Origin of the sequence: Streptomyces paradoxus (assembly GCF_014202475.1) — a bacterium.
Lineage (GTDB): Bacteria > Actinomycetota > Actinomycetes > Streptomycetales > Streptomycetaceae > Streptomyces > Streptomyces paradoxus.
In genome coordinates this window covers 19,574-31,740 of sequence record NZ_JACHGV010000024.1, presented here as the reverse complement: position 1 = coordinate 31,740, position 12,167 = coordinate 19,574, and the positions used below count along the sequence as shown (strand labels likewise).

The 12,167-nt window shown below is 70.1% G+C and carries 9 protein-coding genes and 1 pseudogene; 5 read left to right on the top strand and 5 right to left on the bottom strand.

What is annotated here, in order from left to right:
- Positions 1-44: 44 nt before the first annotated feature.
- Both HNR57_RS38700 and HNR57_RS38695 read right to left on the bottom strand, forming a co-directional pair.
- On the bottom strand, positions 45-287 hold the full coding sequence (locus HNR57_RS38700; protein WP_184568039.1) for a transposase: 243 nt from the start codon (positions 285-287) through the stop codon (positions 45-47).
- Positions 288-623: 336 nt separating this feature from the next.
- Complete coding sequence (locus HNR57_RS38695) at positions 624-1,007, bottom strand: CATRA system-associated protein (protein ID WP_184568037.1); 384 nt, start codon at positions 1,005-1,007, stop codon at positions 624-626.
- A 119-nt stretch (positions 1,008-1,126) separates the two neighbouring features.
- Between HNR57_RS38695 and HNR57_RS38690 the strand changes: the two genes are divergently transcribed.
- The 3 genes and pseudogenes from HNR57_RS38690 to HNR57_RS38680 form a co-directional block, all read left to right on the top strand.
- Complete coding sequence (locus HNR57_RS38690) at positions 1,127-1,984, top strand: lipase family protein (RefSeq protein WP_184568035.1); 858 nt, start codon at positions 1,127-1,129, stop codon at positions 1,982-1,984.
- Positions 1,974-6,284 (top strand): caspase family protein, encoded by a 4,311-nt coding sequence (locus HNR57_RS38685; protein WP_184568033.1) that lies wholly within the window; start codon positions 1,974-1,976, stop codon positions 6,282-6,284. Before HNR57_RS38690 ends, HNR57_RS38685 begins: the two co-directional genes overlap by 11 nt.
- Positions 6,285-6,308: 24 nt before the next feature.
- Positions 6,309-6,774, top strand: a pseudogene (locus HNR57_RS38680) (sigma factor-like helix-turn-helix DNA-binding protein); the annotation flags it as partial.
- Positions 6,775-6,972: 198 nt separating this feature from the next.
- Here the strand turns inward: HNR57_RS38680 and HNR57_RS38675 are convergent.
- Positions 6,973-8,568: an ISL3 family transposase gene (locus HNR57_RS38675; RefSeq protein WP_184568031.1), complete on the bottom strand. Its 1,596-nt coding sequence runs from the start codon at positions 8,566-8,568 to the stop codon at positions 6,973-6,975.
- 199 nt (positions 8,569-8,767) lie between these two features.
- On the opposite strand from HNR57_RS38675, the gene HNR57_RS38670 reads away from it, so the two are divergent.
- The gene (locus HNR57_RS38670; RefSeq protein WP_184568029.1) at positions 8,768-9,124 is read left to right on the top strand and encodes an SLOG family protein; all 357 of its coding nucleotides are present in this window, start codon (positions 8,768-8,770) and stop codon (positions 9,122-9,124) included.
- 545 nt (positions 9,125-9,669) lie between these two features.
- Positions 9,670-9,843: a hypothetical protein gene (locus HNR57_RS38665; protein WP_184568027.1), complete on the top strand. Its 174-nt coding sequence runs from the start codon at positions 9,670-9,672 to the stop codon at positions 9,841-9,843.
- A gap of 102 nt (positions 9,844-9,945) precedes the next feature.
- Here the strand turns inward: HNR57_RS38665 and HNR57_RS38660 are convergent, their stop codons facing one another.
- Positions 9,946-10,293, bottom strand: coding sequence for an STAS domain-containing protein (locus HNR57_RS38660; protein ID WP_184568025.1), 348 nt, complete (start codon positions 10,291-10,293; stop codon positions 9,946-9,948).
- Between the two features lie 487 nt (positions 10,294-10,780).
- Complete coding sequence (locus tag HNR57_RS38655) at positions 10,781-12,037, bottom strand: PP2C family protein-serine/threonine phosphatase (protein ID WP_184568023.1); 1,257 nt, start codon at positions 12,035-12,037, stop codon at positions 10,781-10,783.
- Between the last annotated feature and the right edge of the window lie 130 nt (positions 12,038-12,167).

The window sequence follows — 12,167 nt, the reverse complement described above, 5'->3', positions numbered from 1 at the left end:
CATGAGGGTGATCGCGGCCCAGGCGTTCGCTGGACTCGATGCCTTTACGGGACCTTTACGGGCGATGTGGACGCCGATGCGTTTGCCGCGTCGGGTCGGCGTGGCGCGGGCAGAGCCAGCCAGGCGCAGCCGCTTTCCAGGACGCAGACGATGGCCGCGAACACCACCTCATCAGGGGGGTCCTGCGTCCCGCAGCCCTGCGGACGCACCCGCGACGGCGGTAACAGTGGGCGGACGAGATTCCACAGACTGTCCGGGGTGATCCACCCCCAGTCGTTGCTCCCCATGCCCGGTCAACGCCCAACTCGCCACATAGGACACAGTCTTAGTGGTGAGCTTGTACCCCAGCATCAGGGTGTCGCTGCCGGGTGTCTTCTTCCCGAGAGCTGCCAGGTCCCCTCCTTTATGGAGAGCAGTGTCACTGGAGCCGGTCCCGTCCACGGTCCGAGGCCCTGTTCGCACGCCGACGATGCGACGCATTCGCCGTCGATCTCAATGGTGAAGCCGGCGATGAGGGCTCCGGTGACGGCCTGCACCCGCAGGAAGAAGTCCTCGTTGAAGTGCGTATCGGTCGTCTTGGTGTTGACTTCCTGCTTGACGGTGAAATAAATGCAGCGCCGTCGTCATGCGGTTCCCCACCCGCTCTGCTGCCGGTTCCGCCGCCGGCTTGTCCGCTCGTCTCGCCATCGGCCGACGGGCCCCAGCTGCCGCAGCAGCCGGTTCGCCAGCTCGCGGGTAGGCGCGGGAACCGGCTGCGGCCGCCGCGTATCCAGCACGTCGGCAAGTCCCTTCTCCGCCCGGCGTGGCCCGGCCATCATCAGCATCCCCTCGGCGCGGGCCAGCAACTCCGTCCGACCGTCAAGCGCCAGGTCGAGCAGCCCGAGCGCCTCGTCCACCCGGCCCCACCCACTCTCCGGCAGCTCCCACACCGCCACGCTCTTGAGCAGAGCGATGAGGCGTTCCTCGCCCTTGGCGCTCCTTCCACGCGGGGCAGAAAGGTTACCCATCCGCGGCTCCCACCACCGGCAGGTCAAAGCGTGCTCCGCCATTTCCACAACTACCGCACACCGGGCACCGAGTTGCCGTAAGGTCACCTGATCGTTACTCAGAGCGATGTGGGGGTGTGATGGCTCGGGTCGTGGGGGTGCACGGCATCGGCCAGCAACTGGCCAGTGCGGAGTCGCTTCGCAAGGCGTGGCTGCCGGCCCTGCGGGAGGGGCTGGCGTCGTCCGGCGCCCGCTTGCCGCAGGGCGAGGAGGACGTCGATGTCCAGGTGGCGTTCTACGGTGACGTGTTCCGGCGGGCCGGACAGACGCTGGCGGCCGGGGATCCGATGCCGGCAGTCGGTGACGTGCGTCCCGGCCTGGAGGAGGAGTTGCTGCGCGCCTGGTGGGAGGAAGCGGCGCGGGTGGACCAGGGGGTTGTGCCGCCGGGCGCCGACACTCTGGCACGGGTTCCGGGGACGGTCCAGGCCGGGCTGCGGGCCCTGTCGCGGTCGCGGTTCTTCTCCGGGCTGACGATGCGTTCACTGGTCAGCGATCTCAGACAGGTCAGCCGCTACTTCACCGATCGATCCGTGCGGGCGGAAGCCGTGAAGCGGGTGCGGACGGCCGTTGGACCGGACACACGGGTGGTGGTGGCGCACTCGCTGGGCTCGGTGGTGGCCTACGAGGCGCTGTGCGCTTCCTCCGGGCACGGGGTGCGGACGCTGGTCACCCTTGGGTCCCCGCTCGGCATCCGGAACCTGATTTTCGATCGGTTGCTGCCCGAGCCGGGGGCGTGGCCCGGCGGTACGGGCCTGAACTGGACGAACATCGCCGACGCGGGAGACGTCGTGGCGCTGGTGAAGGATCTGCGTCCGGCATTCGGCGAGCAGCTGGTATGCCGGGACGTGCACAACGGCTCGCACGCCCACGACGCCCTGCGTTATCTGGCGAGTGAGAAGACCGGCGGCGCCGTCGCCCGGGGACTCGATGTCCGCTGACCCTGGCCTCTCCCCCGCCCCGAACGGCGCAGCGGGACGTCGTTTCCTGATCGCCAGTGCCGTTACCCGTTACCCCAAGGCGCCATGGTGGGACACGCCCGGCCTTGTCGAGGCCCGCGACCAGGTCATCCGCCTGTTCACCCGCGAGTTCGGCTACGAGCACGTCAACGACCTCGGCCTGGACCCGGTCAAGGCGCAGCTAACGCAGCGTCTGCGCGCTTTCGCCCGCGCCCCGGAGCGCCGCCCCGACGACCTGGTCGCCCTCTACCTCGCCGGCCATGGTCACGTGCTGGAGGAAGACCGTGACCACGTCCTGCTGACGTCCGACGCTGACCCCGAGGACCGCGACGACGCCCTGCTCACCGCCGACCTGGTGCGCAGTGTTCTGCGGGGCACCGGGATCCGGCGGCTGCTTCTGCTGCTGGACACCTGTTACGCGGGACAGGGCGGAAACGAACTGGCCAGCGCGGCTCTGTCACAAGTCGCCCGGAAGTGGCAGTCCGGCACGGACTGTGCGTTGGTCATCATGAGCTCCGCCCAGCCGGACGAGGAGGCCCAGGTGGGGGCGTTCCCCCACCTGCTGGCCGAGGCCGTCGGCGAGCTCGCTACCGCCGGGCACGCTCCTCCCGCGCTCGCGCTGGACGCCGTGGTCGCCGCGATGAACGCCCACCCCGACCGCCCCGGCTTCCAGAAGATCACCCTCAACCAGGTCGGTCTGACCGGCAAGGTGCCCTCGTTCCTGCCCAACCCGCGCCACAACCCGGACCTGGCGGGCGTCGACCTGGCGATCGGTCAGGCGGTGAAGTGGCGCGCGCAGGCCGATCAGCGGGAGACGGAGTTCACCAGCCGTCTGCTGCCGAAGGCCATGGGCGCTCACGACGTCGACGGCCGGTCCGGCGCCTGGTACTTCTCCGGCCGCCATCGGGCACTGACGGACCTCACCGGCTGGCTCCGTCCCGATGCGACAGCCGCTCAGGCCGTGCCGACCGCCCTGGCCGTCACCGGCGGTCCCGGCTCCGGCAAGAGCGCCGTTCTGGGCCTGGTTACCGCGCTCACCCACCCTTGGCACCGCCCCACCGTCCCGCTGCACGCCCTCGATCTGCCGCCGGCCGCAGTCCCCCCGGTCGGTGCGGTGGACGTCACCATCTACGCCCACCAGCTCACCGACGAGCAGGTTCTCAGCGGCATGGCCGCCGCCGCTCGCCACCAGGTCACCACCCCGGGCGAGTTCCTGACCGCGCTGGAGGGCCGGGATCGGCCGCTCACCGTGATCATCGACGCGGTCGACGAGGCCATGACCCCGGACTCGCTCGTGCACCACCTGCTGCGGCCCTTCATCGATCACGCCGGCGGTCGACTGCGCCTGCTGCTCGGTGTGCGTCCTCATCTCCTGGACGGTCTGGGCATCGACCGGCGCGCCGTCATCGACCTGGACGCGGAATCGTACGCGGACCTGCCTGCCCTCACCCACTACGTCGTGCGGGGCCTGCTGCAGACCACCGAGCACAGTCCCTTCCGAGCCATCGCTCCGGAGCGCACCCGTGCCGTCGCCGAGGCCGTGGCCCAGGCCGCGGCTCCTTCGTTCCTCGTCGCCAGGATCACCGCCACCACGCTCGCCGGCGCCGACGCCGTCCCCGACCCGGCGGACACCGCCTGGCGTTCGGGCCTACCCCGGTTGCCCGGCGACGCCATGCGCCAAGACCTGCGTGCCCGCCTCGGCCGGGACGCCGACCGGGCCTGTGACCTGCTGCGCCCACTGGCCTGGGCTCAAGGACAGGGGCTGCCGTGGGAGGACGTCTGGGCTCCGCTTGCCGGAGCCCTTTCCGGCCGGCCGTACTCCAATGACGACCTGCACTGGCTGATCCGGACCGTCGGCTCGTACATCGTGGAGGTCGACGACGCGGGCCGTTCGGCGTACCGCCTGTACCACCAGGCCCTAGCCGAACACCTCCGTGAGGTGGGTGAGCACCCCGCGGACAGCGGCCCGGCCGCGGTGCACGACGCGTTCGTCACCGTCCTGCTCGACCGGATTCCGTACGCCGCCGACGGCACACGCGACTGGCTCCGCGCCCATCCCTACACCCGGCGTCACCTGGCCACCCACGCGGCGGCCTCCGGCCGTCTGGAAGAGCTGATCGAAAACGCGGAGTACCTCGTGCACGCGGATCCGGAAACGCTGCTGAGCGCGCTGCACCACGTCACGACCCAGCGCGGCCGTCTCATCCGGGCCGTGTACCGGGCCTCCGTGGGCCGTCATCGCGACCTGGCACCGGCGGAGCGCCGCTGTCTCCTCGCCGTCGACGCCGCCCGCCATCAGGTCGAGGACCTGCGGGCGTCCCTGGCCTCCGCCCTTCCCTGGGCGCCCCGTTGGGCCACCGCAAGCCAGGCAAGTCTGGCGCTGGAATCGACACTCGCCGGTCACTTCGGTGGGGTGCGGGCACTGACATGCCTGGAGCTCGAGGGCCGTCCCGTGGCCGTCAGCGGCGGAGACGACCCGTACGTTCGAGTGTGGGACCTGCGGACAGGTACGCAAACACGCACGCTCACCGGCCACATGGGCGGCATCCGCGTGCTGGCCTGCCTGATGCTCCCGGAACGGACCCTCGTCGTCGCCGGGGACGGCAGCAAACGCGTACGGGTCTGGGACCTGGCCGGCGGTTCCCTGCTGCGCACCTTCCCGCTCGAGGCGCTGTCCATGGCGTGCCTGCTGCTGGACGGCCGCCCGGTGGCCGTCACCGGCCACAGCGACGGCGACGTACGGGTCTGGGACCTGCGGGACGGCACGGTTGTGCGCGTGCTGCGCGGCCACACGCGCGGTGTCCGGGCGTTGGCCTGCACCGTCGTGGACGGGCGCGAGGTGGTCGTCACCGGTGACGGCGCCGCCCTGGTACGGCTGTGGGATCTGCGCACCGGCAGACTGCTGCGGACGCTCGAAGGGCACAGGGGCGGCCTGGTGTCGGCGGTGGCCTGCGCGGTGTGGGACGGCCGTCCGATCGCGATCACCGGCGACCGCGGCAGGCGGAACAGGTTCCATCATCCGGGCGCCCGGCCCGCACGGCACCCCCGACTGGTACGGGTGTGGGATCTGAGCACCGGCACGTCGTTGAGCACGGTCGACAGCCCGGGCGCGGTGACGGCGGTGGGCTTCGGTCTGCTCGGGGACACGCCGGTGGTCGTCTGCGGTGACGATACCGGCGAGGTGCGGGTGCGGGAGCTTCCGGGCGGCCGGACGCTGCGTCAGTTGGCCCGGCACACCAGGGGTGTTTCGGCCCTGGCCTGCCTGACGCTGGACGGCCGTCTCGTCACCGTCACAGGCGGACGTGACCGTGAGGTCCGGGTGTGGGACACGGGGGCCGAGGACGCGAGCCCCCAACCCCGTCACAGCGGTGACGTACGGTCTGTGGCGTGCACCACGCTCGACGGCCGTTCCGTGGCGGTCTCGGCCGGCGCGGACGGGAAGGCACGTGTGTGGCGCCTGGACACCGGCAGTTGCCTCGCCGCCTTCCCGGTCCTCCCGGCCAGGGCGAAAGCGGCGACCTGCACACAGGACCGTCTCGGCCCGCCTCAGGCCGTCGTCGGCGACGGCGAGGGCCGCGTGTGGCTGTGGCATCTGGGCACCTTCAAGGCCCGTCTGATCGGCAAGCACAAGCGCGAGGTACGGGCGGTGGCGTGCACGGTGCTGGGCGGACGCCGCATCGCGATCACCGGGGCCGAGGAATCCCTGGTGCGCGTCTGGGACCTCCCCTCCCGCTCGGAACTTTGCGCTCTCGACGGCCACGGCAGCGGGGTGCGAGCGGTGGCGTGCACGGTCCTGGATGACCAGCCGGTTGCCGTGGTCGGCTGCGACAACGGCGAGATCCACCTGTGGGACCTGGGGAACGCCAAACCGACGGGCCTGCTCTTCGACCGTGCGGGCATCGTCCGGTCGGTGGCGTGCGCCATATGGAACGGCCGGCCCGTCCTCGTCACCGGCGGGGACAGCGGGGAGATCCACGTGCGGGAGCTGACCCACGACGGTGCCTTGCTGCGGACGTTCCACGTCGGCAGCCGGATCTGGACGGTGGCCTGCGTCGTGCGGGACGGCCGACCCGTGGTCGTGACCGGCGGTTGGGCGGGCACGGTGCAGCTGTGGGACCTGGACGACCCGGACTCGGGCGGCCCTCGGTACGTGCTGCCGCAGCCCAAGGCCGTTCCCTCGGTGGCGGTCGCCCCGACAAGTGAACTGGTGATCGCCTCGGGATCGGAAGTGATCACCCTCGCCCCGGCCGGGGAAACTTCGCCGCCATCCTTGGAGTGGTGACGGATGCTCGGCGCACCAGCCGTATCCGGCCGGGAGCGCCATGAGCGCGCTGTCGGAGACTGGCTGCCCGAGCCACTGCTCGGCGGCGACCCGATGCTCGGCCCTACCGATACTTCAAGCAGCGCGAATCGGTGTCCTTGGCCGTACTGACCCTGATGGAGCGCCTCTCGCCGGTCGAGCGTGCCGCTTACGTCCTGCGCGAGGCTTTCTCGTACCCCCACGCCGAGATCGCAGGGATCCTCGACATCACCGAGTCCGCGAGCCAGCAGCATATCCACCGGGCCCGACACCGGTCGCCGCCGAGCACCGCGACGGCGAGGTGGACCCCGCGTCCGCACGCCGGGTCGTCGAGGAGTTCTTCGCCGCGGCCACGTCAGGGCGCACCGAACGGCTGGTGGCCATGCTCACCGCCGACGCGACCGCGGTCTCGGACGGCGCGGGACCGGCCAGGCAACTGCTGCGGTACAAGACGCGCGAGCGCATCGCCTCCTAGCCCGGAAGCGGAGCCGTCCGCAGCGGTCCTTGTCTTCGTCGGTTGCGTCGTCGGCGCAACAGCAGTGCTGCGCCAGCCAGCGCAAGTCCTCCGGCTCAAGCCATAGAGCGATACGGCCTTGTGCGGCTTCGGCTTGCGGATCCGTGGGTTGTGGCGACTTCATGGGTCATGACTGTATGCCCAGCTCTCGGAGTCTCATGGCTGGGTGAGGATGCGGGTCCGCAGGAGTTCGAACGAGGCTCGGCCATACATGGCTGGCTTGAGCGTTTTCACCCGGTTCACGCGTCCTTCGACGACGCCGGAACTCCAGGGGAGGGTGAGGCCGGCGGTAACGGCGTCGAGGTCCTGGCGGAGGAAGCCGGCGAAGCCCTTCATGGGCTTCGGTGCGTCCTGCTCGGCCTGGCGGATCCACTCCAGCAGCAGGTATCCGCGCTGGTGGCGGACCAGACCGGCGAAGGCCCGGGCCAGATCGCAGGCCCGGGTGATGTCCGGGCATGCGAGCCGGACTTGAAGGAGTCGCTCGCCCTGGCTTTCGGTGAGCGTCTCCCGGGGCCGCATGATCCACGAGGTGATCTTGCGAGGGCTCGGAATGTCGGCCCGGACCGGTTCGGTGGTGCCCGCGCGGAGGGCGGCGAGGTGTTTGCGGACGACCTGGCGGCTGCCGCGGTAGCCGCGAGCCTGGATCTCCAGGAACAGGCGCGTGCCGCTGACCTGGCCTTGGGCCTCGGTGAAGCGGGCGTTGAGGTATGCCTTGAACGGCTCCAGGACGCCGTTGGGGCGGCGCTCGCGGGCGGAGGCCAGCAGCTCGTCGAGGTCGGTGTCGCGGAAGCGGCGCACGGTCTTGCGATCGAGGTTCAGACGGCGGGCGATGGCGCTGATCGTCCAGCGTTTCGCCAGCAGGCGGTGGATGTCCTCGTAGCGGTGACGGGTGCGTTCGATGATCTGGGTGCGGGGCAGTTCCCCAGGCGGTAACAGCATCGGGGGCGCCTCCGGCACCTCGGTCACCGTCTCCTCCTCGGCACGTTTGCGCAGGCAGTCGCGGTGCTGGTGGCAGGTCTTCTCCACCGCGGCGGACAGGTTCTGCAACAGGTGCCAGCGATCAGCGACTTCCAGGGCATGAGGGGCGGCTTCCTTGACCGCCTTTGTGTAGGCGCTGGCCCGGTCCCGGCAGATGATCTCGGCTCCAGGATGCTCGTTGAGCCAGGCCGCGAACGTTTCGGAGGTGCGGTCGGGCAGCACGTCCACGACCCGGCCGGCCTCGGCGTCGACCAGCACGGTGCCGTAGGTGCAGCCCTTGCGGAAGGCGAACTCGTCCACCCCCAGAACTCGCGGCGCACGGTCCGGCACCGTCGGCGCCGTCAACAGCCTGAGCAGCCGGGTCCGGCCCGCGATCAGCCGCAGGCGGCGGCACAGCCGGGCGGCCGGACGGCCGCCGAGCTCGATCGCGATCGACCGCAGCCAGCCTGTCAGCCCGGTGCTGGAGCGGCGGTGCCGCTCGGACAGGCCCGGCACCTGCTCGACGAACGTCTGGCGGGAACAACTCTTCCGGTCACAGAAGTACCGGCGGACCCGCAACCGGACTATGACCCGTCGAGAGCCCAACGGCCTTTCATCCAGGACCCGTTGGTACGAGCTGTGTCTACGCCTCGCTTGTTTCCGGCAGTCCGGGCACCGGCCCGGGCGAGCGGTGGACACCGCCTCCACCACCAGCACGTCGGTGGAGTCGCTGACGCGCTCCACTCGAACATCGATCCCGGGAAACAGCACAGCCTCGACCGTCTTGCTTGCCATGCCAGGAAACACTCTGCCGAAACGATCCCTCGTTCCCCTCGCTGACCTGGGGAATCACGGAACTGCGGCCAGAGCCGTTTTCAAGAATCCCCATCAGCGGCTCGGCGGCTGCGTAGCTGCCCCGGTACCAACGATGGCGAGGGGCGGCCTGGTGTCGGTGCCGCATGCAACGCTGACAGAGAAGGGCAGGGTGACTGGCGTGCTGGAGCCGGCCGAGGGCCGGGTGCTGATCTGTGGCAGCCGCCGCTGGCCGTGGCCATCGGCGGTCGGAGCGGTCCTGGACCGGCTCTTGGCCCGCCACGGTGATCGGCTCGTGGTGATCGAGGGCTCGGCAACCGGTGCCGACGCTGCAGCATGCAGCTGGTGCCGCCGCCACGGGCTCGACGCCGACCGTCACCGGTCGCAGTTCGGAGTTCTTCAGCAGCGCCACCAAGAGCAGGGTCACCGCCGACATTGCCTCGCCCATGAACAGAAGCCACGTAATCGGCAGACCGATCACGTGCAACGTGACAGCCACGGCAACCAGGATCAGGCAGATCCCGAAGAACGGTGCTGAACTGGTGAACCGTGAGGCATTCTCGGCCAGCCGCTCAAACGGCTGACTCCGCGAGCCCCCGCGGTCGGACGGATGCTTGAGAATCATGCCCATTCTCTACAGCGGACGGTGGCATACCCGAGGGCTGCCACACCCGGCCAGGATGCGGACTTCCTCCCCACGGGTTCGGCGAGATCCCGTCCTGGTGTGCGGCGACAGGGGTCCTGGTCGACGTGATGGGCGCCGTGAACGGACATCCTCGAGGCGAACGCTCGCCGGGAGACGGTCCAAGCCGGCCGAGTCCCGTACGCGTGCGAGCGTTTCCCGGCTGAGCCGCCCCAGGGTCCGCTCCGGTTCCGCGTGAGGCTCCAGCCACAGCCCCACTCGTGCGCCCGGAGCAGTACGCCGGCCCTACAGCCGGACACGAGCCTGCGGGGGGCCACTGAGCTCGTGCACCTGCTCCGTTCGTCGCCGAAGGTACGCAGAGGCTCTTCGGAAACGGGCGCCCGTTTCCGCCCCGGCGTCAGGGGCAGACGCATCGTAGATGCGTGGATGAAGGGACCGACATGAGCACCGGAGAGAAGGCCAAGGCCACGACCGAGCAGGTTGTCGGGAAGGTTGTCAGGAAGCTGGCCCACGCGGTGGGCAAGGACACCACCGCCGCCAAGGGTGCCGCACTGGAGGCACGGGGCAAGGCCCGGGCAACCAAAGAGGGCGCGAAGGACAGCTTCCGTCACTGATCGCCCCTCGGACGTCAGATACAAAGCCACAGCCGCCGCACACGGATCGCCGCGCCGGCACACCGCCTGCTCATATCACCGACCCCACGGCTCTGAGCAGACTCAGCATCCGAAATCGCCTTCTGCATCGCCAGCGGTGTCATAGACCCGCAATACCTGATCCACCCCGGTCATCTGCAGCACGCGCCGCACCGGACCGGACACATTCGCCAGCACCACGACAGCCCCGCGCGAATCCGCCAGCCGCCATGCCTGAAGCAGGACGTTCAGCCCGGCTGAGTCGCAGAACGAAACGCCGGACAACTCCAGCACGATCAAGCGCTCAGCCCGCGCCATCAGGTCCAGGAACTCCGCGCCGAACGACGGGCCGCTCACGTAGTCCATCTCGCCGCTGACCCACGCCACCAAGCACCAGCCGGAGGCGCTCACCTCGACCGACGGACCGCCCACAACGCCCTCCCCGTCGTCTCCCCGGGAGACCGCAGCCAGCACAACAAACCACCGCCCGAGTGCCCCGCCCCGGACGCCCTACTCCGCCCTTCCCCCGGGGCCACACACGCCCTGGCTACGCCCCTGTCGTCCACCGCGGCATACAACCTGCCACCCATCACTCGCAGCAAATCCTTCACTGAGCATCGTCCGCTGACGGATCCGTGTCACTGCGGGGCTGTGCTCGCCGGACCGGCAACACTGGCGACGCGTGCACGGTCCCGGCCCTGTTTCCCCGTACAGGCCGGGCCGGCCCTTCTCCGGTTGACCGGCCGGTGACCGGCGGTCTCGGAGGTCGCAGGGCTCCCGGGGCCGTGGGTCAGTACGTGGCATGCAGCAACCACAGCGTCAAGCCCGCCATGCGCGGGGCAACCCTTGCGGCGGGGCGCGAGCCGCACGGCACGCGAAACGGGCTCTGCCGGGCAGTTGCCCCTTAGGACGCTGCTGTTCACCGTGCAGGGCGTTGAGCACCACCATGCATAAGGCCGGCATCGCCCACTGCGTGTGAGGCGTCGGTGAGGTCGGCGCCGGTGGCGGCGTCCCGCTGGGAGTGGTTGGTGCCGTGCCAGTCCAGGCACATGACGGTCGCGTCGTCCTGCAGGTGGCCGTCATTGGCGTCGACGATCGCGGCGATGAGGGTGCGGGCGGCCTCGCGGGGGTGCAGATCGCGGGTGCGCACGATCAGGTCGGACAGATCGACGCTGTTGGCGTTGCCCTCCAGCATGCCGTCGGTCAGCATCACCAGCCGGTCGCCCGGCCGCAGGTCCAACGACTGGACCCGGTAGGTGTGAGGGGCAGAGAAACCGAACGGCATGTCGATCTTCGGAGTGATCTCCCGCACCTGGCCGTCCCGCATCCGCAGCGGCCAGGGGTGCCCGGCATTGATGAACTCGGTCTTGCCGTCGATCAGGCTGATGCGCAGGAGCTGGCCGGTGACATAGCCCTGGTGGCCGTGCTCGCGCATGGCCTGGTCGGCCTGGCGGGCCTGCTCGGCGAGGTCGCCACCGGCCCGACGTGCCCGGCGCAGGGCGCCCACCGCAAGCGTGGCCAGCAGCGCGGCCTCGACATCATGCCCCATGGCATCGGTGACGGAAAGCTGGACCGTGTCCCGGTCGATCACATAGTCGAAGGTGTCACCCCCGACGTGGTCGGCCGGCTCCAGCGCCCCGGCCACCGCGAACTGCGCCGCCTCGCACGCCAGCGAAGCCGGGAGCAACCGGTGCTGGATCTCCGCGGCAAGGCTCAGCGGCTTTGTGCGGCGGCCCCACTGGTACACGTCAGTGAAGGACCGGTTCGCGATGACGATGTACGCCAACGCGTGCGCGGTCTCGCCGATCTCCCGCATGGCCTCCGCGTCCGGCGTCTCCGGCAGGAACAGTTCGAGGAGCCCGACGGCATCCCCGCGGTTGGTCACCGGGGCGACGATCCGCACCAGCGCGCCCTCGCCCTTGTCCTCCACGCTCGGCCGCTGGGTGCGGATCACATCGTCGTACAGGGTGCCCCGCAGCATGATCCGCCGGGCGGGCTCACCGGTATCGACGCTGCCCGCCGCCCCCAGCCGTACGACCGAGCTGCCAGTGAAGTCGGTGATCAGGAACGACACCGACGCGGCCCCGAGATGGTCTACGAGCATGCTTGCGACCACGTCGAGCGATTCCACGGGCGCCGCGGCCTCCGCCGCCTCCAGCGTCCCCGCCAAAGTCATCGCCCGGCTCCGCCGACTCCCGCCTCCGGGAGCACGAGCGGCCCGCTCGCCGTCCGGCCCTCTCCCAGTCACAGCGACCCCTTCGTTACTCGATGATGCTAAGGACTTCGCCCCGAAAGGCGCGGAAGAC

Excerpts from the sequence above, each read along its gene's own strand:
- HNR57_RS38700 (WP_184568039.1), bottom strand. The coding sequence starts at position 287 with ATGGGGAGCAACGACTGGGGGTGGATCACCCCGGACAGTCTGTGGAAT.
- HNR57_RS38695 (WP_184568037.1), bottom strand. The coding sequence starts at position 1,007 with ATGGGTAACCTTTCTGCCCCGCGTGGAAGGAGCGCCAAGGGCGAGGAA.
- HNR57_RS38690 (WP_184568035.1), top strand. The coding sequence starts at position 1,127 with ATGGCTCGGGTCGTGGGGGTGCACGGCATCGGCCAGCAACTGGCCAGT.
- HNR57_RS38685 (WP_184568033.1), top strand. The coding sequence starts at position 1,974 with ATGTCCGCTGACCCTGGCCTCTCCCCCGCCCCGAACGGCGCAGCGGGA.
- HNR57_RS38675 (WP_184568031.1), bottom strand. The coding sequence starts at position 8,568 with ATGGCAAGCAAGACGGTCGAGGCTGTGCTGTTTCCCGGGATCGATGTT.
- HNR57_RS38665 (WP_184568027.1), top strand. The coding sequence starts at position 9,670 with ATGAGCACCGGAGAGAAGGCCAAGGCCACGACCGAGCAGGTTGTCGGG.
- HNR57_RS38655 (WP_184568023.1), bottom strand. The coding sequence starts at position 12,037 with ATGACTTTGGCGGGGACGCTGGAGGCGGCGGAGGCCGCGGCGCCCGTG.